The sequence below is a fragment of the Acidithiobacillus sp. M4-SHS-6 genome (genome assembly GCF_047421495.1).
GTDB lineage: Bacteria > Pseudomonadota > Gammaproteobacteria > Acidithiobacillales > Acidithiobacillaceae > Acidithiobacillus.
This window is the reverse complement of sequence record NZ_CP175559.1, coordinates 132809-155813: the sequence shown is the minus strand read 5'-3', so window position 1 is coordinate 155813 and position 23005 is coordinate 132809. Positions and strand designations below refer to the sequence as shown.

Annotated in this window: 24 protein-coding genes and 1 tRNA gene; 21 read left to right on the top strand and 4 right to left on the bottom strand. The window is 58.2% G+C overall.

Annotated features, from left to right (window positions below; translation table 11 throughout):
- The gene (ispH, locus tag ACJU26_RS00770; RefSeq protein ID WP_414040665.1) at positions 1-975 is read right to left on the bottom strand and encodes a 4-hydroxy-3-methylbut-2-enyl diphosphate reductase; all 975 of its coding nucleotides are present in this window, start codon (positions 973-975) and stop codon (positions 1-3) included.
- 120 nt (positions 976-1095) lie between these two features.
- Positions 1096-1821 carry a 16S rRNA (uracil(1498)-N(3))-methyltransferase gene (locus ACJU26_RS00765; protein ID WP_414040664.1) on the bottom strand — a complete coding sequence of 242 codons (726 nt, stop codon included), beginning with the start codon at positions 1819-1821 and terminating at the stop codon, positions 1096-1098.
- Between the two features lie 86 nt (positions 1822-1907).
- On the opposite strand from ACJU26_RS00765, the gene ACJU26_RS00760 reads away from it, so the two are divergent.
- The 15 genes from ACJU26_RS00760 (at position 1908) to ACJU26_RS00690 (ending at position 17057) form a co-directional block, all read left to right on the top strand.
- The gene (locus ACJU26_RS00760; protein ID WP_414040663.1) at positions 1908-2741 is read left to right on the top strand and encodes an inositol monophosphatase family protein; all 834 of its coding nucleotides are present in this window, start codon (positions 1908-1910) and stop codon (positions 2739-2741) included.
- A 58-nt stretch (positions 2742-2799) separates the two neighbouring features.
- Positions 2800-3744, top strand: a complete 945-nt coding sequence (gene glpX / locus ACJU26_RS00755) for a class II fructose-bisphosphatase (RefSeq protein ID WP_414040662.1) — start codon at positions 2800-2802, stop codon at positions 3742-3744.
- Positions 3745-3771: 27 nt separating this feature from the next.
- Complete coding sequence (tkt, locus tag ACJU26_RS00750; protein WP_414040661.1) at positions 3772-5769, top strand: transketolase; 1998 nt, start codon at positions 3772-3774, stop codon at positions 5767-5769.
- 29 nt (positions 5770-5798) lie between these two features.
- On the top strand, positions 5799-6806 hold the full coding sequence (gene gap / locus ACJU26_RS00745; protein ID WP_414040660.1) for a type I glyceraldehyde-3-phosphate dehydrogenase: 1008 nt from the start codon (positions 5799-5801) through the stop codon (positions 6804-6806).
- A 22-nt stretch (positions 6807-6828) separates the two neighbouring features.
- The gene (locus tag ACJU26_RS00740; RefSeq protein WP_414040659.1) at positions 6829-8034 is read left to right on the top strand and encodes a phosphoglycerate kinase; all 1206 of its coding nucleotides are present in this window, start codon (positions 6829-6831) and stop codon (positions 8032-8034) included.
- On the top strand, positions 8031-9470 hold the full coding sequence (gene pyk / locus ACJU26_RS00735) for a pyruvate kinase (protein ID WP_414040658.1): 1440 nt from the start codon (positions 8031-8033) through the stop codon (positions 9468-9470). Before ACJU26_RS00740 ends, pyk begins: the two co-directional genes overlap by 4 nt.
- 103 nt (positions 9471-9573) lie before the next feature.
- Complete coding sequence (gene fba, locus ACJU26_RS00730) at positions 9574-10644, top strand: class II fructose-bisphosphate aldolase (protein WP_414040657.1); 1071 nt, start codon at positions 9574-9576, stop codon at positions 10642-10644.
- A gap of 65 nt (positions 10645-10709) precedes the next feature.
- A complete protein-coding gene (gene rpe / locus ACJU26_RS00725) occupies positions 10710-11372 on the top strand; it encodes a ribulose-phosphate 3-epimerase (RefSeq protein ID WP_414040656.1) in 663 nt (220 codons plus the stop codon).
- The gene (locus tag ACJU26_RS00720) at positions 11373-12059 is read left to right on the top strand and encodes a phosphoglycolate phosphatase (RefSeq protein WP_414040655.1); all 687 of its coding nucleotides are present in this window, start codon (positions 11373-11375) and stop codon (positions 12057-12059) included.
- Between the two features lie 105 nt (positions 12060-12164).
- Complete coding sequence (gene trpE, locus ACJU26_RS00715; RefSeq protein ID WP_414040654.1) at positions 12165-13685, top strand: anthranilate synthase component I; 1521 nt, start codon at positions 12165-12167, stop codon at positions 13683-13685.
- A complete protein-coding gene (locus ACJU26_RS00710) occupies positions 13669-14244 on the top strand; it encodes an anthranilate synthase component II (protein WP_414040653.1) in 576 nt (191 codons plus the stop codon). The genes trpE and ACJU26_RS00710 overlap by 17 nt, the downstream gene beginning before the upstream one ends.
- Positions 14241-15251, top strand: coding sequence for an anthranilate phosphoribosyltransferase (gene trpD / locus ACJU26_RS00705; RefSeq protein WP_414040652.1), 1011 nt, complete (start codon positions 14241-14243; stop codon positions 15249-15251). Before ACJU26_RS00710 ends, trpD begins: the two co-directional genes overlap by 4 nt.
- An 8-nt stretch (positions 15252-15259) precedes the next feature.
- Positions 15260-16066: an indole-3-glycerol phosphate synthase TrpC gene (trpC, locus tag ACJU26_RS00700; RefSeq protein ID WP_414040651.1), complete on the top strand. Its 807-nt coding sequence runs from the start codon at positions 15260-15262 to the stop codon at positions 16064-16066.
- A gap of 69 nt (positions 16067-16135) precedes the next feature.
- On the top strand, positions 16136-16561 hold the full coding sequence (locus ACJU26_RS00695; protein ID WP_414040650.1) for an OsmC family protein: 426 nt from the start codon (positions 16136-16138) through the stop codon (positions 16559-16561).
- Between the two features lie 10 nt (positions 16562-16571).
- Positions 16572-17057 carry an RrF2 family transcriptional regulator gene (locus tag ACJU26_RS00690; RefSeq protein ID WP_414040649.1) on the top strand — a complete coding sequence of 162 codons (486 nt, stop codon included), beginning with the start codon at positions 16572-16574 and terminating at the stop codon, positions 17055-17057.
- A 13-nt stretch (positions 17058-17070) separates the two neighbouring features.
- Here ACJU26_RS00690 and coq7 read toward each other — a convergent pair whose 3' ends face one another.
- Complete coding sequence (coq7, locus tag ACJU26_RS00685; protein ID WP_414040648.1) at positions 17071-17697, bottom strand: 2-polyprenyl-3-methyl-6-methoxy-1,4-benzoquinone monooxygenase; 627 nt, start codon at positions 17695-17697, stop codon at positions 17071-17073.
- Positions 17698-17769: 72 nt separating this feature from the next.
- Here coq7 and ACJU26_RS00680 point away from each other — a divergent pair, with 72 nt between their 5' ends.
- From ACJU26_RS00680 to ACJU26_RS00660, 5 genes are all read left to right on the top strand, one after another.
- Entirely contained in the window at positions 17770-18087 is a 318-nt protein-coding gene (locus ACJU26_RS00680) for a (2Fe-2S) ferredoxin domain-containing protein (protein WP_414040647.1), read from the top strand.
- Positions 18087-18821, top strand: coding sequence for an alpha/beta hydrolase (locus ACJU26_RS00675; protein WP_414040646.1), 735 nt, complete (start codon positions 18087-18089; stop codon positions 18819-18821). The genes ACJU26_RS00680 and ACJU26_RS00675 overlap by 1 nt, the downstream gene beginning before the upstream one ends.
- Positions 18799-19731, top strand: a complete 933-nt coding sequence (locus ACJU26_RS00670) for an ATP-binding cassette domain-containing protein (RefSeq protein WP_414040645.1) — start codon at positions 18799-18801, stop codon at positions 19729-19731. Before ACJU26_RS00675 ends, ACJU26_RS00670 begins: the two co-directional genes overlap by 23 nt.
- Positions 19728-20507, top strand: coding sequence for an ABC transporter permease (locus ACJU26_RS00665; protein WP_414040644.1), 780 nt, complete (start codon positions 19728-19730; stop codon positions 20505-20507). Before ACJU26_RS00670 ends, ACJU26_RS00665 begins: the two co-directional genes overlap by 4 nt.
- Before the next feature lie 113 nt (positions 20508-20620).
- A tRNA-Met gene (locus ACJU26_RS00660) sits at positions 20621-20697 on the top strand.
- A gap of 831 nt (positions 20698-21528) precedes the next feature.
- Here ACJU26_RS00660 and ACJU26_RS00655 read toward each other — a convergent pair.
- A complete protein-coding gene (locus ACJU26_RS00655) occupies positions 21529-22281 on the bottom strand; it encodes an MBL fold metallo-hydrolase (protein ID WP_414040643.1) in 753 nt (250 codons plus the stop codon).
- 347 nt (positions 22282-22628) lie between these two features.
- Here ACJU26_RS00655 and ACJU26_RS00650 point away from each other — a divergent pair, with 347 nt between their 5' ends.
- The gene (locus ACJU26_RS00650) at positions 22629-22997 is read left to right on the top strand and encodes a hypothetical protein (RefSeq protein WP_414040642.1); all 369 of its coding nucleotides are present in this window, start codon (positions 22629-22631) and stop codon (positions 22995-22997) included.
- Positions 22998-23005 lie beyond the last annotated feature (8 nt).

Here is a 23005-nt window from a genome sequence, read left to right as displayed (position 1 = left end):
CTAAAGAGACTCCTCCGACGATTGTTCCGCTTCCTGTCGGCGGGATTGCGCCTGGACCAAGGCCAAGGGCAGACTGAAAATGACTTTTTCTTCAACACCTGCTGTTTCCCGAGGGACAGTAGCCCCCCATGCCTGCAACTGGTCGATAATCCCCCTGACCAGACTCTCGGGGGCCGAAGCACCCGCACTGATGCCGATTTTGCCCACATCGGCAAACCATTCCCGGCGCAACTGACTGGCATCTTCAATCAAATGGGTCGGTGTATCCAGACGTCCTCCCAGCTCGGCCAGACGACTGGAGTTGGAGCTGTTGGGGGCACCGACCACGAGCAAAATATCCACCTCGGGCGCCAGGCTTTTGACCGCATCCTGGCGATTCTGGGTGGCATAACAGATATCGTCCTTTTTGGGGCCCTGAATCCGGGGAAAACGCCGACGCAGCACCTGAATCACCTCTGCCGTATCATCCATACTCAGCGTCGTCTGGGTAATGTACGCCAGCTTTTCGGGATTGCGCGGCGTCAGGGTGCTCACGTCGGCCACGGTGGACACCAAATACATCATGCCTTCTTCCACCTGCCCCATGGTGCCCTCGACTTCCGGATGTCCGGCATGGCCGATCAGCACCATTTCCATACCCTCCCGACTGTATTTTTTGACTTCCATGTGCACCTTGGTCACCAAAGGACAGGTCGCATCAAATACACTCAAACCGCGCTCGGCGGCATGTTGGCGCACCGCAATGGGAACCCCATGGGCGCTGAAAATCACCGTCGCCCCATCGGGTACCTCGTCCAGCTCTTCGACAAACACCGCGCCTCTGTCGCGCAAGTCTTCGACCACATGACGGTTATGCACCACTTCATGACGCACATAAATGGGTGCACCAAAGAGCTCCAGGGCCCGATCGACGATTTGGATGGCACGATTGACGCCGGCACAGAAACCACGCGGATTGGCAAGCAGAATTTCCATAGAGATCTCTCAGAACCAGTTCAGGGAATGGTCCATCCTGCCGCCGGTGCTGTCAACCCAAGACGGACAGGTCCGCATTGTCTCTCGCTTCAAAAAACGGGCTGGATTTAGTCCGCTCTTTCAGACATCGCCCCACAGGGCCTGGAGCACGGCGACCGCTGCCACCGCAGCGGTTTCTGCCCGCAGAATCCGTGGCCCCATGCGTACTTTCAGAAAACCCTCGGCACCAGCGGCTGCCAGTTCCTGAACACTCAAGCCACCCTCCGGCCCGCTGAGCAAGGTCAACTCTGCGCCCGGATGGGGCAGGTCACCCATTCTCGGATTTTCCGTCGCGGGATCCAGAACCAACCCCACCCCTCGACGTCGGGACCAAGCCTCACCCAGGGCAATGGGCGGCAGCACACCCGGGATGCACGTGGCCCCACTCTGCTCACAGGCGGCAATCACCATATCCTGCCAGCGCTTGACCCGCTTCTCGCTGCGCGCCTCGCTGAGCCGCACCACGGCATGCTGGCAGGCTACCGGTTGGATCGTCCGCACGCCCAGCTCAACGGCCTTTTGCAAGCTCCAGTCCCAACGCTCGCCCCGCATCAAGGGTAACCAAAGATGAATACCGAGGGGCGAACGGGTGCGCAGGCAACGCTGGCTGATCTGAATTTCGGCGCGATGCTCTGCCGTACCCGTCAAAATTCCGGCATACGCCCATCCATCCCCATTGAAAAGGGTCAATTCCTGACCGATACGCGCTCGCAATACTTTCAGCAAGTGGTGACTAGGCTCCGCGGACAACAGAAAAGTGCCGCTTTCAGGCAATTCGGAATCAGCGTATAAATGAATGCGCGGCATGACGGTAAACTTTCAGCAGGAAACGATAACAACCAGCATATCATCGCAGCGCCGCCAGATTGGGTCAAAAAATCGCGGAGATGGGCATGTCCAGAATCAACGAAATCGATCAGCCATGGGTTGGAAAATTACTGCGAACCAGTGCCGAACGTTTCATTCTCCCACGATTTCATACGGTAGCAAGCAGTCGCAAACCCGATGGCAGTATCCTGACCAGCGCCGACATTGACAGCCAGAACTTCCTCCAGGATATGCTGGCGGCCCGCTATCCCGATATCCCCCTGCTGGGCGAAGAAATGCCGACCCAGGAGCAACAACAACTCCTCGACAATAGTACTGCGCTATGGTGTCTGGACCCCTTGGACGGCACCAGCAATTTTGCCGCAGGCGTGCCGGTTTTTGGCATTTCCCTGGCCCTCCTGGAAAAGGGACATTCGGTCATGGGCTGGATTTATGATCCGGTGCGTGCCGAACTATTTTCGGCGGTTCGGGGACAAGGCGCCAAAGTGGATAACACCCTGCTCCACACCCGGGAAGCACCGGCATTGAAACGCTGTGTCGGCGTGGTTGATTACAAACGCCTGCAACGTTCCCTGGCCTTGCGCATCATTGATGAACGTCCCTTTCACAGTCAGCGTAATTTTGGGGCGTCGGTCCTCGAATGGTGCTGGCTGGCAGCCGGACGCTACCATTTTTATCTCCATGGAGCCCAGCAGCTTTGGGACCGCGCCGCAGGGGCACTGATTCTGCAAGAAGCTGGCGGCCAGATCTCCCGCTTCGACGGATCGCCCTTGCAGGAAAAAGATCTGCAGCCCTGCTCGATTATCGCCACCCTCGATCCGGATCTGCACCAGACCTGGCGAAACTGGCTGGACCACACGGCTGATCAAGGCACCGAGTTCCCAAACGCGGCCCTTTGATTTATGCTAAAACGAATTGTGTCTTCCATGTAAAATCGCCACTGAAGGGAAAAACCGTATGTCCTCCATAGGTAGTCTTGCGCTGTCTTTGCTCCCCGTTACCGAATCTGCCGCCCGCGCTGCCAGTGCCTGGATTGGACGAGGTGAAAAAGAGCTGGGCGATGGTGCTGCGGTGGATGCCATGCGAGCCGCCATTGCCCAGGTGCCCATGCGTGGGGTAGTCATCATCGGCGAAGGCGAAAAAGACGAAGCTCCCATGCTCTATAATGGTGAGCAGGTCGGCTCGGGCACCGGCCCCGAAGTGGAAATCGCCGTGGACCCCGTCGAAGGCACCACCTTTCTGGCCCAGGGTATGCCCGGCTCCATTTGTGTCCTGGCCGCAGCCCCCAAAGGCAGCATGTTCCAGCCCGGCCCTGCCTACTACATGGACAAACTGATTGTACCCGCCCCGGCGCGCGGCAAAATTGACCCTGAAGCGCCCATGAAAGACAAATTACAGGCACTGGCCAAGGCGCTCGGCAAGGACGTCAAGGAACTGCGTATTTTCCTTTTGAAGAAGCCCCGTCATGACACCATGATTCGGGAAATCCAGGCCGCCGGGGCTACTGTCCGTCTGCAGACAGACGGTGATGTCAGCGGCGGCATCATGGCGGCTCTGGGCACCAAGGTGGATGCCATGATGGGCATTGGCGGCACCCCCGAAGGCGTGATCTCCGCCTGCGCGGCCCGGGCCATGGGCGCCGACATGTTCGGCTGTCTGGCTCCGCAAAAACCCGGCGAAGCCGAAGCCATCGAAAAAGCCGGCCTGAAAGCCGGTCAATGGCTCAGCCGTGACGAACTCGTTTCCAGTGATGACGTGCTCTTCGTGGCCACCGGTCTGACTTCCGGCGACATTTTGGATGGCGTGACCCGCTCCCATTACTTTGTTGAGAGCGAAACCCTGGTGATTTCCGGCCATGACGGCATTTTGCGTCGGGTTCGCACCCACCAGCGCGCCGACTGACATTTTCATTTAGCCAAGGAGTGAGTGATGACTGTAACCCGTACTGATCTGGCCAATGCCATTCGCGTTCTGACCATGGATGCCGTCGAAAAGGCGAAGTCCGGCCATCCCGGGATGCCCATGGGCATGGCGGACATAGCCGAAGTCCTGTGGAATGATTTTCTGGTACACAATCCGGCCAACCCTCACTGGGCCGGACGTGACCGTTTCGTTCTTTCCAACGGCCACGGTTCGATGTTGCAGTATGCGCTGCTTCATCTGAGTGGCTACGATGTCTCCATGGATGACCTCAAAAACTTTCGTCAGTGGCACAGCAAGACCCCCGGCCATCCGGAGTACCGTGACACTCCCGGCATTGAAACCACCACCGGCCCCCTGGGTCAGGGCCTTGCCAACGGCGTCGGCATGGCTCTGGCTGAACGGATGCTGGCCGCTCAGTTCAACCGTCCCGACCATGAAATTGTCAACAACTACACTTACGTTTTTCTGGGCGACGGCTGCCTCATGGAAGGCGTTTCCCATGAGGCATGTTCCCTGGCTGGCGTCTGGGGTCTGAACAAACTGATCTGCTTCTATGACGACAACAACATTTCCATTGACGGTCATGTGAACGACTGGTTCGGTGACGACACCCCGGCACGTTTCGAGGCTTATGGCTGGCATGTCATCCGTCATGTGGATGGTCATGATCCCGAAGCCATCAAAAAAGCCATCACCCAGGCGCACAAGCAGAACACGCAACCGACCCTGATCTGCTGCAAGACCGTCATCGGGCACGGTTCCCCCAACAAGGCCGGCACCCATGATGTGCACGGTGCCGCCCTCGGAGCCGAAGAAGTCGCCCTGACCCGCAAGAATCTCGGCTGGAGCGGCGCGCCTTTTGAAATTCCCGAAGCCATTTATCACGGCTACAACGCCAAGGCCAAGGGTGAAGCAGCAGAAAGCGCCTGGAAGGAAAAATTTGCCAAATACAAGGCCAACTTCCCCAAGGAAGCAGCCGAATTCGAACGCCGTCTGACTGGCGAAGCCAGCCCCGAATTTGACGTTGCCATTGCCCGAATGATCAACGAATTCCGCAAGGAAAACCCGAAGATTGCCACACGGGTCGCCTCCGGCAAAACCATCCAGGGTCTTGCGGCTTCCCTGCCAGAACTTCTGGGGGGCTCTGCGGATCTGACGCCGTCCAACAATACCCGCTGGAAAGAGGCCATGGACATTGGCAAGCACCGCCTGATGGGCAATTATATTCACTACGGCGTGCGGGAGTTCGGCATGTCCGCCATCATGAATGGCATCTCCTTGTACGGTGGCTTCCTGCCTTTTGGTGGCACCTTCCTCATTTTCTCGGACTACAGTCGCAACGCCATCCGCATGTCGGCCCTGATGGGTATTCGGGTGGTGTATGTCATGACCCACGATTCCATCGGCCTCGGCGAAGACGGTCCCACGCACCAGCCCATCGAACAGGTCAACAGTCTGCGCCTGGTTCCCAACCTCAACGTCTGGCGTCCTGCCGACGCAGTGGAAACCGTCGTTGCCTGGGAATCCTCCGTCAAACTCCAGCGCACGCCTTCCCTGCTCGCTCTCAGCCGCCAGAATCTGCCGGCACTGCCCCATACGGATGAAACCGTGGCCAATGCCCGGCGCGGCGGCTATGTGCTCAAGGAGGCCGAAAACGGCAAAGCCGAGGGAATCCTGATCGCCACCGGCTCCGAAGTGGAACTGGCGCTGGCGGCTCAGGCCAAACTGGCGGAGCAGGGGCATCACGTGCGCGTGGTTTCCATGCCCTGCATGGACATATTCGCCGCCCAGGATGCGACTTATCAGGAAAGCGTCCTGCCTGCCGGCATCAGCAAGCGGCTAGCCATCGAGGCCGGGAGCACCGGCCTCTGGTACAAATACGTGGGACTGCACGGCGCTGTCGTGGGTATCGACCATTTTGGCGCTTCTGCTCCGGCGCCGATATTGTTTGCCAAATTCGGGTTCACCGTGGACAACGTTGTCGCCCAGTACCAGTCGCTTTGAATCATTTGCAATTTTGAGGAGTTACGATAATGACCGTTCGTGTGGGTATTAATGGTTTTGGCCGTATTGGTCGCATGGCTTTTCGCGCTATCGCCAGGGAAGCAGAATTCAGCAATCTGGAGGTGGTTGCCATCAATGATCTGCTCGAACCTGCCTATCTGGCCTATATGCTGCAATATGATTCGGTACATGGTCGCTTTCAGGGGGAAGTCAAAATCGAAGGCAATGATCTGGTCGTCAATGGTAAGGGCATCCGCCTGACTGCCGAGCGCGATCCCGCCAATCTCAAGTGGGACGCTGTGGACGTGGATCTGGTCATTGAGTCCACTGGCTTTTTCCTGACTGGAGAAGCCTGTCAGAAGCACCTGGACGCGGGCGCCAAAAAAGTGGTGCAGTCGGCACCTTCCAAGGATGACACGCCGATGTTTGTTTACGGAGTCAATCACAGCAAGTATGCCGGTGAGAAAATCGTTTCTGCCGCCTCCTGCACGACCAACTGCCTGGCCCCCGTCGCCAAGGTCTTGAATGATCACTTCGGGATCAAGCGCGGCCTGATGAGTACGATACATGCTGCTACCGCTACCCAGAAAACCGTCGATGGTCCTTCTTCCAAGGACTGGCGCGGTGGTCGGGGTATTCTCGAAAACATCATTCCTTCCTCTACGGGTGCCGCCAAGGCCGTGGGCAAGGTCATTCCGGAACTGAACAAGAAGCTGACCGGCATGGCTTTTCGTGTGCCCACTTCTGATGTTTCGGTGGTGGATCTCACCGTCGAACTGAACCAGGAAACCAGCTACGAAGAAATCTGCAAGGCCATGAAAGCGGCCAGTGAAGGCGCTCTCAAAGGGGTACTGGGCTATACGGAAGCTTCCGTCGTATCGACAGACTTCCGAGGTTATCCAATACCCTCCATTTTTGACGCAGGCGCGGGCATACAACTCGACCCCACCTTCGTCAAGGTGGTGTCCTGGTATGACAACGAATATGGCTACACCTGCAACATGATGCGCTTCGTCAAGCACGTCGCCGGTCACTGATCGCTTAACTGGAGATGAGTTCATGCCTATTCTGACTTTTGAAGACCTCTGCAAGCGCGGCCTTGCGCAAGGCAAGCGGGTATTTATCCGCGCTGATCTCAATGTTCCCCTGAATAAAGAGGGGGGTATCGCCGACGATACCCGGGTGCGGGCCTCCGTACCTGCGGTGAAAATGGCGCTGGATGCCGGTGCCGGCGTCATGATCACCTCCCATCTGGGGCGCCCCACGGAGGGTGAATTCAAGCCTGAAGATTCTCTGGCTCCCGTGGCCAAGCGCCTGTCCGAGTTGCTGGGCTGCCCGGTACGTTTGCAAGCGGATTGGGTGGATGGCGGTTTCGAACTGAAGCCCGGTGATGTAGTCATGCTGGAAAACTGCCGCATCAACAAGGGCGAAAAGAAAGATGACGACGCCTTGGCCCGGAAATACGGAAAACTTTGCGATATTTATGTGAATGATGCTTTCGGCACGGCCCATCGCGCTGAAGCCAGTACCCATGGCATTGCCAAATATGCCCCTATGGCTTGTGCGGGTCCCTTGCTGGTCGGCGAACTGAATGCCCTCGGCAAGGCTCTGCAGGATCCCAAGCGCCCGCTGGTCGCCATTGTGGCCGGCTCCAAGGTATCCACCAAACTCACCATTCTCAAATCACTGGCCGACAAGGTGGATCAACTGGTGGTAGGTGGCGGGATTGCCAACACCTTCCTTCTTGCCGAAGGGCACAGGGTTGGAAAGTCCCTCTGCGAAGCCGATTTGGTACCCGAGGCAAAAGCCATCATTGCCGCCGCCAAAGCCAAGGGTGGGGATGTCCCCCTGCCCACGGATGTGGTGGTGGCCAAGGAATTTTCCCCTACCGCCCCGGCGCGCACCTGTGCCGTGGCCGACATTGCCGAAGATGACATGGTCCTGGATATTGGCCCCAATACCGCCAAGGCCCTGGGAGACATTATCAGGAAGGCCGGAACCATCGTCTGGAACGGTCCCGTTGGCGTTTTCGAGTTTGCCAACTTTGCGGGGGGCACCAAGGCCGTTGCCCAGGCCGTTGCCGAAAGCCCCGCCTTTTCCATCGCCGGTGGTGGGGACACCATTGCTGCCATCAACCAGTTCCACATTCATGACAAAGTTTCTTACATCAGCACCGGTGGTGGAGCCTTTCTGGAATTCCTCGAAGGCAAAACCCTGCCGGCCGTTGCCATTCTGGAAGAACGCGCAAAAGGAAACCACACTTGATACGTCGGACGAAAATCGTCGCAACCCTGGGTCCTGCCAGTTCTGATGTGCAGGTCATCGATCGCTTGATCGAGGCAGGCGTCGATGTCGTCCGTCTCAATTTCTCCCATGGTTCACCCGAGGATCATGTGCAAAGGGCAGAAATGGTCCGCGAGCGCGCCCGCGCCCATGGGCGTGCCATTGGCGTGCTGGCCGATTTGCAAGGTCCCAAAATCCGCATCGGCAAATTTGCCGATGGTAAAATCCAGTTGAAAGAAGGGGAAACCTTCATTCTGGATATTCACTGCACCCTGGGTGATCAAACGCGGGTCGGCGTGACTTATCCGCAACTGGTCAGCGATGTGGAACGCGGTGCCACACTGCTCCTCAATGACGGCATGATCGTGCTCTGGGTCGAGAAGGTTCAGGGCAACGAAATCCATACCCGAGTCGTCCAGGGTGGGGAACTGTCCAACAGCAAGGGTATCAACCGCGCTGGCGGCGGCCTCACTGCTCCGGCCCTGACCGACAAGGATCGCGCCGACATCATCACTGCCGCCCAACTGGAAGCCGATTATCTAGCCGTTTCTTTTCCGCGTAGCGCAGCAGACATGGATGAGGCCCGTCGCCTGTTCCGGGAGGCTGGAGGGCATGGGGCGCTGGTGGCCAAAATAGAGCGGGCCGAGGCCGTGGATGCCATCGAGGAAATTCTGGCGGTTTCCGAAGCCATCATGGTGGCTCGCGGTGATCTGGGCGTGGAAATCGGCGACGCGGCAGTTCCCCCGGTGCAGAAACGGATTATTGCCCTGGCCCAGAAACATAATCGCCTGACCATTACCGCCACCCAGATGATGGAATCCATGATCCATCAGCCCATCCCCACCCGCGCCGAGGTTTCCGACGTGGCCAATGCGGTTCTGGATGGTACCGATGCGGTCATGTTGTCGGCGGAAACCGCCAGCGGTGCCTATCCAGTGGAAGCCGTGGCGGCCATGGATCGCACCTGTCGGGAGACAGAACGACATGCGCCCAGTACCAATACCCTGCAGATTATTGACCGTCCCCTGGCGGGAGTCGATGAAACCATTGCCGCAGCCGCGCTCCTGGCCACACTGCGCTTGCCCATCGCGGCCATTGCCGCTTTTACGGAAAGCGGCGCAACCGCCTTGTGGCTGTCGCGTGCCAACCCCAAGGTACCGATTTATGCCTTGACGCCGCAGGTATATACTCGGCGCAAGGTGACCCTGTACCGAGGCGTACATCCCGTAAATTTCCCGCAAAATCGTTTTGACGATCCCCTGCAGGTGATGCGGGCTGCCGAAGATGAACTGCGCCGTCGCGGTGCGGTCCGGGATGGAGACCTGATGCTCATTACCATCGGTGAACCCATCGGATCTCCAGGCGGCACCAATACCCTGAAACTGGTACGGGTGGGCGATGTCACCCATCGCGCCTAGGTGAAGGAAAAACAAGGCACACTGACGGGGTCAGGTTGCGGTTTGCCGCCCCGTCTATAGGATCGATCAAAACCCACTTTCATTCACGTTTAGGAGAAGTGCTATGGCTCTTGTTTCATTGCGACAGCTTTTGGACCACGCAGCAGAACACAGTTACGGAATTCCGGCTTTCAATGTCAACAACCTGGAACAGGTCCGCGCCATCATGGAAGCGGCTGCCGCCGTCGATGCCCCAGTCATCCTGCAGGCTTCTGCCGGTGCCCGCAAATATGCGGGTGAACCCTTCCTGCGCCACCTCATTCTGGCGGCCATCGAAGAATATCCGGATATTCCGGTGGTGCTGCATCAGGACCACGGTGCCAGTCCTACCGTCTGCATCCAGGCCATTCGCTCCGGATTTTCCAGCGTCATGATGGACGGATCCCTGATGGAAGATGCCAAAACTCCAGCCAGCTATGATTACAACACCGCCGTCACTGCCAAGGTGGTGGAAATAGCCCACGCCGTGGGCGTATCGGTGGAAGGCGAACTGGGTTGCCTGGGCTCCCTGGAAACCGGCATGGCCGGCGAAGAAGATGGCGTCGGTGCCGAAGGCTGCCTGAGCCACGATCAGTTACTGACCGACCCCGAAGAAGCCGCCCAGTTTGTGAAAGCGACCAAGCTGGATGCCCTGGCCATCGCCATCGGTACGAGTCATGGTGCCTACAAGTTCAGCCAGCCGCCCACCGGCAAGGTGCTGCGCATTGACCGCATCAGGGAAATTCACGCCCGTATTCCCGATACCCATCTGGTCATGCATGGTTCCAGTTCCGTCCCCCAGGACTGGCTGAAAATCATCCACGAGTTCGGTGGTGATATCGGCGAAACCTATGGCGTGCCGGTGGAAGAAATTCAGGAAGGTATCAAGAACGGCGTCCGCAAGGTCAATATCGACACCGACCTGCGTCTGGCTGCCACGGGCGCGGTGCGCCAGAGTCTTTACAAGAATCCCAAGAACTTCGATCCCCGCAAGTTTCTCACTGCCTCTCTGGAGGCCATGCGCGATATCTGTCGCCAGCGTTTTGAAGCTTTCGGTACAGCCGGCAATGCCAGCAAGATCAAGGTGATCCCTCTGGATACCATGTTCAAGCGCTACAGCAAAGGCGAGCTGGATCCCCGCGTCACCGGTCTCTGATAAAGCGACCTGGTACTAGAAAATGGCGAGGGCGCCCGACGCTCTCGCCCTGTCCTGGAGGTCGTATGACACAATACAAGATTTCTCCATCCATTCTTTCCGCTGACTTTGCCCGCCTGGGTGAAGAAGTGCGGGCAGTGGATGAGGCGGGCGCCGACTATATTCATGTGGACGTCATGGACAATCATTTTGTCCCCAATCTCACCATTGGGCCGCTGGTGGCCGCAGCCATCAAACCCCACACGCAGAAACCCCTGGATGTGCACCTGATGATCACACCCGTGGATGCCATCATTCCCGAGTTTGCCAAGGCCGGTGCCCACATTATCACCGTGCACCCGGAAGCGACCATTCATCTGGATCGCAGCATACAACTGATCCATAGCCTCGGCTGCAAGGCCGGGGTGTCTCTCAATCCCGGTACACCTCTGGATGTGCTCGACTACGTCCTGGAAAATCTCGATCTGGTGCTGGTGATGAGCGTCAACCCCGGCTTTGGCGGGCAGAGTTTCATTGACTACACCCTGCGCAAGATCGAGGCCATTCGCAAGCGGATTGATGCCATCGGCAAGCCCATCGAGCTGGAGGTGGATGGCGGGGTCAAGGTCGACAACATTCGGCGGGTGGCCGATGCCGGTGCCGATGTATTTGTGGCTGGCAGTGCCATCTACCATACACCGGACTACAAGGCGACCATCGCGGCTTTCCGCAAGGCACTGGCGGACTAAATGACGGTACAACTCAATGCCAGCGCGCCGTTCCCGGCGCGGGTGGTTCTGCTGGATCTGGACGGAACCCTGATTGATACCGCCCCCGATCTGGCCGGAGCCACCAATCATGTTCTGCACGAACTCGGTCGCCAGCTAGCGGAAATGTCGGTCATTCGTGGCTTCATCGGCAATGGGGTCCGCGAACTGATGCGCCGGGCTCTGAGCATTGAGCAGGAGCCCAGTGAAACCGAACTGGATGCGGCCATGGTGGACTTCAGCCAGTACTATGGAGCACACCTGCTCGATCATAGCCAGATTTATCCGGGCGTTCGCGATACCCTGAAAGCCCTTCAGACTCAGGGTCGAGAACTGGTCTGCATTACCAACAAGGTCCAGGTTTTTACCATTCCCATCTTGCAGCAACTGGATCTTTATGACTATTTTGGGCTGGTGTTGTCCGGTGACAGTCTTCCCAAAAAGAAGCCCGATCCACTGCCACTCCAACATACCGCCGCCCACTTTCATCAGCCCATCAGTGACTGCTTGCTGGTGGGTGACTCGCGCAATGACACCGAGGCCGCCCGCGCAGCCGCCATGCCCGTCGCCTGCGTGACCTATGGTTATCATGGCGATGAGCCCGTTCAGGCACTGAATCCTGATGCAGTACTGGACAATATGAGCGAATTATTGGATATTCTTGCCTGACACAGGAGTTATGGAAATCATGCTGAAAATGGAACCTGCGGGAAAACGATGGCGTCGCTGCTGAAAAGCAGTGTCCTCCTTTGCATCGTTCCAACGAGGTGATCCATGATTTCTGAAGCCACTTTTGCGGCCTTGGCTGCCCAGGGCTATAACCGTATACCCCTTACCCGCGAGGTGCTTGCCGACCTCGACACCCCCCTCTCCGCCTATCTGAAACTGGTCGATGGTCCCTACGCCTATCTGCTCGAATCCGTCCAGGGCGGAGAAAAATGGGGGCGCTATTCCATCATTGGCCTCCCTGCCCGGCAAATCATCCGGGTACACCACGGGCGGGTCACCGTGCATGTTGATGGCGCGCAGGCCGAGCAGGCGCAGCCGCAGGATCCTCTCCTCTGGATCAGTGCCTTTCGCGAGCGTTTCCGGGTCGCGCCACTGGAAGAAGTTGTGGATGACCGCTTCAGTGGCGGGCTGGTCGGGTACTTCGGCTACGATATCGTCCGGACCATCGAGCCGCGTCTGGCACGCAGCGAGCCCCTTGCCGATCCGTTGGACCTGCCGGAAATCCAGTTGCTGGTCGCCGATGAACTGCTGATATTCGATAACTTGCGCGGCACCATCCGTCTGGTGGTGCATGTGGATCCCGCACAAAGCAACGCCTATGCCCAGGGCATTGCCAGACTCCAGCAACTCCAGCAAAAGCTCCGACAAACGGTCCTGCCCCCAGCGCCGCCCGTACAAACCCGTCAGGTGCGCGAGGAAGACTTCAGCGCCAGTTTCAGCCGTGAGGGATACATGGCTGCCGTGCAGCGCATCAAGGCCTATATTGCAGCGGGCGATGTCATGCAGGTCGTGCCTTCGCAGCGGCTATCCACCGCACTGAATGCCCATCCCCTGGATCTCTATCGTGCCCTGCGCGGTGTCAACCCTTCTCCCTATATGTTTTTCGTGGATCTGGGTGACACCTATCTGGTGGGCTCCTCGCCGGAAATCCTGGTACGGGTCGAGGATCGGCAGGTGACCGTGCGCCCCATTGCCGGAACCCGTCCCCGGGGAAAAACCCGGGCAGAAGATGCCGTTCTGGAAAAGGAACTGCTGGCCGACCCGAAAGAACGGGCCGAGCATCTCATGCTGATTGATCTTGCCCGCAATGACGTGGGGCGGATCGCCGAAGTCGGCTCCGTGACCCTCACGGATGCTTTTGACATCGAACGCTACTCCCATGTCATGCATATTGTTTCCCAGGTCACGGGCCAGCTCCGTCCGGAACTGGATGCCATGGACGCCCTGCGCGCAACCTTCCCGGCAGGCACTGTGTCGGGGGCTCCGAAAATTCGCGCCATGGAAATCATTCGCGAAATGGAGCCGGTATCCCGAGGCGTGTATGCCGGTGCCGTCGGTTACTGGGGCTGGAATGGCAACATGGATACCTGCATCGCCATCCGCACCGCCGTGATCAAGAATGGCACCCTCCACATTCAGGCCGGGGGCGGGATTGTTGCCGACTCCGAGCCGGCTGCGGAATGGGAAGAGACCATGAATAAACGACGCGCCATGTTCCGGGCAGTCGCCCTGGCCGAAAATGGCCTGGATCCAGAAGGGGGGGCAGATCATGTTGCTCATGATTGATAATTACGACAGCTTTACCTACAACCTGGTGCAATATTTTGCCGAACTGGGTGCCGAAGTGCGGGTCGAGCGCAATGATGCCATAGACCTTGCAGGCATCGAAAAACTGGCACCCAGCCACATCTGCATCTCACCAGGCCCCTGCACGCCCAATGAAGCCGGCATCTCGCTGGACGTCATCCAGCATTTCGCCGGCAAAATCCCTTTGCTGGGGGTCTGCCTCGGGCATCAGGCTATCGGTCAGGCCTTTGGCGGCCGAGTGGTCCGTGCCGAGCAGGTCATGCATGGCAAGACTTCGCCCATTCATCACCGGGGTCAGGGAGTTTTCCACGATCTGCCCGATCCCTTTCCCGCCACCCGCTATCATTCCCTGATTGTCGAAAGGGATACCCTGCCCGACAGTCTGGAAATCACGGCATGGACAGAAGCGGGAGAAATCATGGGATTACGCCATCGTACCCTGGCTGTGGAGGGGGTGCAGTTTCATCCGGAATCCATTCTCAGCGAATGCGGCAAAAACATCCTCCAGCACTTTCTGCAGGGAGATGCAGCCCAATGATCGTCCGTGACATTCTCGAACAAATCGCTGCCGGGCAGGATTTGTCCCGGCAGCAGGCCCAGGAAGTATTTGCGGCCATCATGGCCGGGGACTGGACGCCTGCGCAAATTGGCGCACTCCTGATGGGCCTGCGCATGAAGGGGCAAAGGGTCGAGGAACTGGTGGGCGCCACCCTGGCTTTGCGGGCCTGTATGACCAAGGTGTCCGTTGCGACCGATCATTTGCTGGATACCTGTGGTACCGGCGGAGATGCGCTGAGTACCTTCAATATTTCCACCGTAGCGGCGGTGGTGGCCGCCGCCGGGGGGGCACGGGTAGCCAAGCATGGCAATCGCTCCATGGTCAGCCGCAGCGGCAGCGCCGATGTCCTGGAAGCCGCTGGCCTGCCCATGAATATGACCCCCGAGCGCGTCGCCCGGAGCATTGAACGCATCGGCATCGGCTTCCTCTTCGCCCCGGCCCATCATGGCGCCATGCGCCATGCCGTGGGTCCACGCAAGGAGTTGGCCATCCGCTCCCTGTTCAATCTGATGGGTCCCCTGAGCAATCCGGCTGGCGCTCCCCATCAGGTGCTCGGGGTGTATGCCGAACGCTGGTTGATGCCCTTGGCCGAAGCTGCCCGGGAACTGGGTTCACGGCATGTACTGGTAGTCCATGGCCATGACGGTCTGGATGAAATCAGCCTCTCCGCACCCACGGATGTGGCCGAACTGAAGGATGGTGTCATTTCCCGCAGCCGGATTCAGCCCGAGGATTTTGGCATTGCCCGCGCGCCACTGGCCACCTTGCAGATTGACAGCGTGGCCAGCGCCCTGGCCGCTGCCGAAGAAGTCCTGCGTAACCGTCCAGGCCCACGTCTGGACGTGGTGCTGCTGAACGCCGGAGCTGCCCTCTATGCGGCGGACGTGGTGCCCGATATGGCCATTGGAGTAATACGGGCAAGAGACATATTGAAATCAGGCGCTGCCTGGCAAAAATGGCAGGAATTACTGGGCAAAAACCCATAAGGATCCGTATGGCGGACATACTCCAGAAAATCATTAACCAAAAGCAGACGGAAATCGTGGAACGCAAGGCCCGCCTGGGCCTGACAGAATTGCAGGCCTCCGTAGCCCTGAGCGCCAAACCCAGAGATTTTGTCGGAGCCATTCGTGGCAAGCTGGCTGCCGGGCAAGCGGCAGTCATCGCCGAAATCAAAAAGGCTTCGCCCTCGGCAGGCATCATCCGGGAAGATTTCAATCCTGTGAGCATCGCTCAGGACTATGCCGCCCACGCTGCGGCCTGCCTTTCGGTATTAACGGATGAACACTATTTTCAAGGTGCCGACATTTACCTGACCGCTGCCCGGGAAGCCTGCCAGCTTCCCGTCCTCCGCAAGGATTTCTGCATTGACCCCTATCAGGTCTGGGAAGCCCGGGCTATCGGGGCAGATGCCATCCTTCTGATTGTGGCGGCCTTGTCGGACCAGCAACTCCAAACCCTGGAAGAGTCTGCGCATCATCTGGGGATGGCGGTGCTGGTGGAAGTCCATAATGCCGCAGAACTCCAGCGTGCCCTCAAGCTGCGCACCCCACTGATCGGTATCAACAATCGGGATCTGCATCGCTTTGTCACCGACATTGAAACCACCCTGGGATTACTTCCGGATGTCCCCGCCGATCGCATCGTCGTCACCGAAAGCGGTATTCGCAGTGGCGAAGAGGTACAGCGACTGCGTACTGCCGGGGTCGGCGCTTTTCTGGTGGGCGAAGCCTTCATGCGCGAAACAGAGCCGGGTGCGGCCCTGTCCCGACTATTTCCAGAGATTATTTTTCAGCATTGAATGACCTGCGGTTTACATAGCCCCGATATTGTCATCTAATGGTACGTTATTGTTCATAAGGGGCGAGTCATGCAGGCACGGGTGCAATGGATGGGTCCTGGTCAGATGAGTTTTGTAGCCAGCGCCGAAAGTGGTCATGCAGTGGTCATGGACGGATCACCTGACATCGGTGGTCACAATCTCGGCGCAAGGCCCATGGAAATGCTCCTCATGGGCCTTGGCGGCTGTGCGAGCATTGATGTGGTGATGATTCTGCAGAAATCCCGTCAGGCCATTGCCCAGTGTATTGTGGATATTCACGCCGAACGGGCCGATACCGACCCCAAGGTTTTCACCCAAATACATCTCCATTTCAGGGTATCGGGCAAGGCACTGGATCCCAAGCGAGTAGCGCACGCCATCGGTCTTTCGGCGGAAAAATATTGTTCAGCCAGCGTGATGCTGGGGAAAACAGCAGAAATCACCCACGACTTTACGGTCGTCGACGAATCCTGAGGAAGTTTTCATGCTACTGAGTAAAACCAGCGAATATGCTTTACAGGCATTGATTTATCTTGCCGCCCAACCGGCGGGCGAACCGGTGCTGAGCCGGGATATTTCCGATTTTCTGCGAGTTCCGGCCCAATATCTGGCGAAAATTCTGCAGGACCTGGCCAAGCGCGGGGTACTGGATTCCTTCAAGGGACGGGGGGGCGGTTTCATTCTGCGTCCAGGCGCGGAGCAGATGAATATTCTCGATATTGTGGAAGTGGTGGAAGGGCAGCCCTTTGGGCAGGGCTGTGTACTGGGCCTGAAGGCCTGCGCTGACGAAACCGCCTGCCCGATGCATTACCATTGGAAGCCGTTGAAGACAGACGTGATGGGCCTGCTCGCCCAGCAAACCATTGGCAGCATGGCAGAAGCCGTTCGCGCTGGCCGTTATCGCATCCATCTGCCGGGCGGCGAGGATTTGTCGGTTCGACCCATGACCAGCAGGCACCCGGTTTCGTGAACAACCCCGTCCACTAAATCCACAGCGCCCCGCGTGTCAGCACCTTCGAGAACAGGCCCATCGCCATGCGTACCGGCATGGGCAGGCTTTCGGCACCCAAAGATTCAGCGGTGGCCGCGTGGCCTACCTCATCATCCCGCATCTGCGCAACCACCGCCCGACTGCGCTCGTCATCCACCGGCAAGCTCTCCAGATGGCTATTCAGGTGTTCTTCCACCTGGTTTTCCACGGCCACCACCAAGCCGAGATTGGTCCCGCGCCCTTGCCGCGCAGCCAGAAAACCCATGCTCCAGCCCGCCCCATACCAAAGAGGTGCCAGCAGGCTGGGGCGACTGTTGAGCTCGCGCAGACGGGTCTGGCACCAGCGCAGATGATCTTCTTCTTCATTACGGGCATGCTCCAGTTGCGCCTTGAGTTCCGAGTCACTGGTGCCCGCCGCCTGGCCGGTGTACAGCGCCTGGGCCATCACCTCGCCGGCATGATTGACCCGCATCATCCGGCCGGCCTGCTGACGCTCCCAGGGTCGCAACAAGGTGTCAGGCACGTCTGCGCCGGGATAAGGCCGATCACTGCCGGCATGCAACCCGGTCAGGGTGCGCAAGGCATTATCCAGATTGGCAATAAGCAGATCACTGAACATGATTTCTCCGTACGCTGTTTGTAAATGCTGATTCAGGTATGATGGTCCTGAGCAGGGAAAGGGTCAACGCTTATGAAAGATGGTTTCTATCAACGACATTTGTTTATTTGCCTGAATCATCGCGATAATGGGGAACAGGCCTGCAATAACAGTGGCCTGGCTGACGAGATGTTTCATCTGGCCAAGAAGCACGCCAAGGCCTTGGGCATTCATGGCGATCATCAGGTGCGCGTCAATCGCTGTGGTTGCCTGGGACGCTGTCAGGAAGGCCCCGTAGCCGTGGTGTATCCCGAAGGAGTCTGGTACACCTTTGTGGATGGTGATGACCTGCGAGAAATCGTCGAATCCCATCTGCGTGATGGGGTTCCTGTTAAAAGGTTGCAGATCTGATGCTGCCCATCGACCGCAGCCATCTGTATGACGGGGGTGAACTGGCCAGCCTGGAATGCGTCGGCGAGAAAGTCATCATCCCCGGGCCAGCAGGCGATCTGGAGGGGCTGACCGCCTGTCCCGACAAGGAAATCCGGGGAGCTGTGGCGGTGATCCTCCACCCGCATCCGCTGTATGGGGGGACCCTGCATAACAAGGTGGTGCATTATCTCAGCAGAACCTGCAATCTGCTTGGCATCCCCTCCCTGCGCTTCAATTTTCGCGGGGTGGGGGAAAGTGCCGGCACTTACGACGATGGCCGCGGCGAAACGGAAGACTGTCTGGCGGTTCTGGATTGGGTACAGCAACGACGCCCGGGGTTTGATATCTGGCTGGCGGGCTTTTCCTTTGGGGCTTATGTCGCCTACCGGGCCGTCCAGCGCCATCCCCGCATCACCCGTTTGTTGACGGTTGCCCCGCCGGTCAATCTCTTTGATTTTCAGAACTTGCCTCCGCCCAGCTGTCCATGGACCCTCATCCAGGGCGAACAGGATGAACTGGTTCCTGCGGCAAGTGTCCAGCACTGGGTCGCCGGTTTGCCGGTCAATCCGGTGATGCTGCTGCTGCCTGCGGACCATTTTTTCCATGGACAACTCAATACCCTGCAGACGGCGCTCCTGCAATCTCTGCAGGACGAAGTCGCGCAGATGCACTACACAGGAACAAGCCCTTGTGCTGAATCCCGCGTTTCTTGAACTGCAGCAGCTGCAAAAACAGTATGGTGGCCGCCCGGTTTTGCGGGGCGTGGCGTTTTCCGTCGCAGCAGGAAGCTGTTTTGCCCTGGTAGGACCCAACGGCGCGGGCAAAAGCACCACGGTTCGCGCCATCCAGGGCCTCACCCCGGTGGATGGCGGAGACATCCGCATTGAAGGGCAGACACTTTCAGCGCTGGGGACGGCAGGGCGAGCCAAAATCGGCGTTGTTCCGCAAATGGATAATCTCGATCCGGATTTTACGGTGGAAGAAAATCTCTGGACCTATGGCCGCTATTTTCGCCTTCCCAAAGCCAGAATCCGCCAGCGCAGCGCCGAACTCCTGGATTTCATGGCACTCGGCAGTTATGCCCGACAACCCATTACAGCGCTGTCTGGTGGCATGCAGCGCCGCCTGACCATTGCCCGAGCTCTGATCAACGCCCCGCGACTGCTCTTGCTGGATGAGCCCACCACAGGGCTGGATCCCCAGGCGCGGCATCTGATCTGGCAACGCCTGCGGGATTTGCGGCGGCAGGGAACCACCTTGCTGCTCACCACCCATTACATGGACGAAGCGGAGCGGCTCGCCGATCAGGTCGGCATTATTGATCAGGGCCGTATTCTCGTGCAGGATACGCCCCAAGGCTTGATCAACGCCCATATTCCGGGAGAGGTGCTGGAATTGCGACGCCTCGACGGCAGCACCCCAGACCCGGAAAACTGGCATCAGACGCACGTTGCCGTCAGTGAAAGGGTCGGGGACACCCTGATCTGTTACGGACAACACTTGCAGCCCGTCATGGAACATTTTGCCCAAGATCCAGCCTATCGCTGGCTGCAACGACCCGCCAGCCTGGAAGATGTGTTCCTGCGCCTGACGGGTCACCATCTTCGCGAGGCAGAACAATGAGCAACTGGCAGGAGGCGATCCCCAGCCCTGGTGCTTTGGCGGTGCTGCAACGCAATTTTGCGGTCTGGCGCAAATTGCTCATCCCCAGCATGCTGGGCAATTTTGGCGATCCCCTCCTGTATTTGCTGGCCCTGGGTTATGGTCTAGGGCATTTTGTCGGACCCATGGACGGGATGCCTTATATCACCTTCATCGCCTCCGGCATCGTTGCCAGCAGCGTGATGAATACGGCGAGTTTCGAAGGCTTGTATTCGGCATTTACGCGCATGAATGCCCAGCACACCTATGCGGCCATGTTGGCCACCCCTTTGCGGGTCAGCGACATTCTCGCCGGAGAAGTTCTCTGGACGGCCGTCAAGGGCTTGATCAGCGCGCTGGCGATCATCATCGTCGCTTACTTTTTTGGCGCCATTCAGGGTCCCTGGGTCTGGCTGAGCATTCCCGTCATTCTGCTGGCCGGACTGAGCTTTGGCAGTCTGGCCCTGGTGATGACCGCCCTGGCCCGCAGTTATGATTTTTTCATGTATTACTTCACCCTGGCCGTGACCCCCATGTTTTTATTCTGCGGGGTGTTTTATCCCCTGCGCTCGCTCCCACGCTTTGCCCAGGACATCGCCCAGGCATTACCCCTCACCCATGCCGTGGCCCTGCTCCGCCCCTTACTCACCGGACACCTGCCCCAGCAGGTCGGCTATCATCTTGCGGTGTTGCTGTCATATACCCTCCTTGCCTATGCAGTGGCCTGGTATCTGCTGGTAAGGCGGCTGTTACGCTGAGCTACCCTCTACTTTCATTTTCTCGCATCAGACAGTGTATGGTGCTCCCTGCCATTTTCCCCATGCTCTTTTCTTGACAGCACGGGCCATAAACGGTTTAATCTGCGCCTCACGGCGCTTTAGCTCAGCTGGTTAGAGCAGCGGAATCATAATCCGCGTGTCCGGGGTTCGAGTCCCTGAAGCGCCACCATAAAATCAATGGGTTATGACTCACTTTCTCCAATAATGTGTATTCTGGACCATCGTGGGCAGTCATTCTGAATGAACCCGAGATCAAGCGCAGATCGGGATCCGGCCAGCCATTACGGCACCATGGTGCTGCCAACCCATCCCTACAGACCCCAAGACAACTTCATGTTATGACAAACCACCCTGCACACCCTACGGCAACTGAACCTCACCGCCATGGCTGAAGTCCTGGAAGAACAATTGCTCCTCCCCCAGGCCCAGAATCTCCCCTTCGAAAAGCGCCTGGGCCTTGCTGGAACAAGAGCTCGGTGCCCGGGGCCAGCGAGCGCTGGCTGATAAGCCTACTGAAGCTCGCCATCTCAAGCACAACGCCTGTGTGTTCCCGGAATGAGTGCTGGAATGGATCGGGGCGCCTTCGATGGTATCCACCGCAGATCCTTGATGCTGGGAGCGATGACGCCTTCCAGCACTGTACGGATACTGTCGATGGTTTCCTGAATGCCCATGCGTGCATTCTAATGGCGAGTCAGCAAGGACTGCGGCGCGTCAGTGCGTGGTCTGATCGACTAGGCTACCGCGGGATCCACGTACTGCGTGTGACGGCAGGTGTGTAGCGCATCACTTCGTCGCTGGGCTTTGGTGTGGATGGCCCTGACCTCTCGCCCTGCAGCGCATAATTCAAGACTGGTATCCTTCTGCCGCGAAGGACTCATGCATGGATGGCCTCCATACCCCGCGCTTCATTCTCGACGCCCAATGCCGCGAGATCATTTTCGATGTCCGGCTGGGCGAAGACCACGGCGGCACGAGGGAATCGTCTGCGCCGGCCTGTCTATCCCTGCTCCGAGAGATTGCAGAGCTTGCGCAGCGCTTCTGGCGTCTCCTCCGGACACTCGCCGCACTTGCGGTTGCCGGGCACAGCGAAATCCATCTTCTTCGGATAGGGCAGATTCAGGTTTGCCATGATCTGCACGAAATCCGCCAGGGTCTTGCCCGCACCGAGCCGCAGATTGCGCTCGCGTTCCTGGGCAACCGTTGAGACGTGGTGGTGGTTGTAGTCGTGCGCCGGGTATACCAGCGTATCGTCCGGCAAAGTGAATATCTTTTCGTGAATGGACCGGTAGAGGGTGGCCGCATCGCCGCTCTGGAAATCGGTGCGCCCGCAGCCGTCGATCAGCAGCGCATCACCCGTGAATACCCGCTTCGTGGCGCCGTCCCCGATCAAGTAGCTGTGGTGGGTGTCCGTGTGTCCCGGCGTAAAGAGCGGTTTGAAGGCGAGCGACCCGACGGCCAAAGGCCTGTCCTCCGATACCCCGAAATCCGTGCAGGGCAACTCGTCCATGGCTGGGCCGGCGATCTTCGAAGCGACCAGATGCTTCAACTTGCGCGCGGCGCTGAGGTGATCGGCGTGGATGTGCGTTTCCAGGGTGTACGCCAAGCGCAGGCCCAATTCATGAAGCAGGATCAAATCGCGTTCCACGGTGTCGATGACCGGATCCAACAAGACCACGAGACCCGTGTCCTCACATCCGAACAGATAGGTGTAGGTGCTTGACTCCGGCTCGAAAAGCTGACGAAAGATCATCTTGCACTCCTCCTCTACGGCGACTCGTCACCCTTTATATATGGGGTTCGGTCGCTGCATTCACCGAAGGTAGCAGAAAGGCTGGTTCCATGAAAGTCAGAAACATCACGAAATGGACCAAAGCCCTTCAGTGAGTTCGTCTCGCCATTGTTGAGGCTGACCACAGCACCAATCCCAACGCCAAAGAAAACAGCTCTTGCTGGTCCAGCAGTTCCTCCAATGCTTGAAACGATGGTCGAGCTCCGCCTGTGCCTGTATACCCGACCCATCGGTGAACCTGAGCGGGCCGAGCTGCCCCAGCTTTCTAGGGAGTTGCGGAAAAAATATTAGCTATAATATCCAAGGAGATGAAGAAAGGAGTCCAAAGGGATGCGCGGAGCGAAGGTAAAGACCCGGAGCCTGTTCAGCGGTCTATCTTTCCGGAACGACGAGTGCTGCAGAATCATCCGCTGCATGCCATTCGAGTGATCGTTGACCGGTCGCTGGTGGAATTGGGCGGTCATCTTCATCCAACCATGGCATGGACCTGGGTTTCGTATTCGCCTATCAAGGCAACCGTCAACATGTCCAATGACGTCTATCCACATATCTATGGCACGACTCGACAAATACGGATTCCCGTGTGGGCACAAGCCGCAAGCCCGATCCTATCGTGGACAGAAAATCGAAGCACACCCTGGCGGTGCAGGGCTTGGGTCAACGCCATGGCCGCCTGATCCAGTTG

Excerpts from the sequence above, each read along its gene's own strand:
- tkt (WP_414040661.1), top strand. The coding sequence starts at position 3,772 with ATGACTGTAACCCGTACTGATCTGGCCAATGCCATTCGCGTTCTGACC.
- trpC (WP_414040651.1), top strand. The coding sequence starts at position 15,260 with ATGGCGGACATACTCCAGAAAATCATTAACCAAAAGCAGACGGAAATC.
- ACJU26_RS00655 (WP_414040643.1), bottom strand. The coding sequence starts at position 22,281 with ATGATCTTTCGTCAGCTTTTCGAGCCGGAGTCAAGCACCTACACCTAT.
- ACJU26_RS00680 (WP_414040647.1), top strand. The coding sequence starts at position 17,770 with ATGAAAGATGGTTTCTATCAACGACATTTGTTTATTTGCCTGAATCAT.
- ACJU26_RS00720 (WP_414040655.1), top strand. The coding sequence starts at position 11,373 with ATGACGGTACAACTCAATGCCAGCGCGCCGTTCCCGGCGCGGGTGGTT.
- rpe (WP_414040656.1), top strand. The coding sequence starts at position 10,710 with ATGACACAATACAAGATTTCTCCATCCATTCTTTCCGCTGACTTTGCC.
- ACJU26_RS00695 (WP_414040650.1), top strand. The coding sequence starts at position 16,136 with ATGCAGGCACGGGTGCAATGGATGGGTCCTGGTCAGATGAGTTTTGTA.
- ACJU26_RS00650 (WP_414040642.1), top strand. The coding sequence starts at position 22,629 with ATGAAGAAAGGAGTCCAAAGGGATGCGCGGAGCGAAGGTAAAGACCCG.
- glpX (WP_414040662.1), top strand. The coding sequence starts at position 2,800 with ATGTCCTCCATAGGTAGTCTTGCGCTGTCTTTGCTCCCCGTTACCGAA.
- fba (WP_414040657.1), top strand. The coding sequence starts at position 9,574 with ATGGCTCTTGTTTCATTGCGACAGCTTTTGGACCACGCAGCAGAACAC.
- ACJU26_RS00675 (WP_414040646.1), top strand. The coding sequence starts at position 18,087 with ATGCTGCCCATCGACCGCAGCCATCTGTATGACGGGGGTGAACTGGCC.
- trpD (WP_414040652.1), top strand. The coding sequence starts at position 14,241 with ATGATCGTCCGTGACATTCTCGAACAAATCGCTGCCGGGCAGGATTTG.
- ispH (WP_414040665.1), bottom strand. The coding sequence starts at position 975 with ATGGAAATTCTGCTTGCCAATCCGCGTGGTTTCTGTGCCGGCGTCAAT.
- ACJU26_RS00760 (WP_414040663.1), top strand. The coding sequence starts at position 1,908 with ATGTCCAGAATCAACGAAATCGATCAGCCATGGGTTGGAAAATTACTG.
- ACJU26_RS00765 (WP_414040664.1), bottom strand. The coding sequence starts at position 1,821 with ATGCCGCGCATTCATTTATACGCTGATTCCGAATTGCCTGAAAGCGGC.
- trpE (WP_414040654.1), top strand. The coding sequence starts at position 12,165 with ATGATTTCTGAAGCCACTTTTGCGGCCTTGGCTGCCCAGGGCTATAAC.
- coq7 (WP_414040648.1), bottom strand. The coding sequence starts at position 17,697 with ATGTTCAGTGATCTGCTTATTGCCAATCTGGATAATGCCTTGCGCACC.
- gap (WP_414040660.1), top strand. The coding sequence starts at position 5,799 with ATGACCGTTCGTGTGGGTATTAATGGTTTTGGCCGTATTGGTCGCATG.
- ACJU26_RS00710 (WP_414040653.1), top strand. The coding sequence starts at position 13,669 with ATGTTGCTCATGATTGATAATTACGACAGCTTTACCTACAACCTGGTG.
- ACJU26_RS00740 (WP_414040659.1), top strand. The coding sequence starts at position 6,829 with ATGCCTATTCTGACTTTTGAAGACCTCTGCAAGCGCGGCCTTGCGCAA.
- ACJU26_RS00690 (WP_414040649.1), top strand. The coding sequence starts at position 16,572 with ATGCTACTGAGTAAAACCAGCGAATATGCTTTACAGGCATTGATTTAT.
- ACJU26_RS00665 (WP_414040644.1), top strand. The coding sequence starts at position 19,728 with ATGAGCAACTGGCAGGAGGCGATCCCCAGCCCTGGTGCTTTGGCGGTG.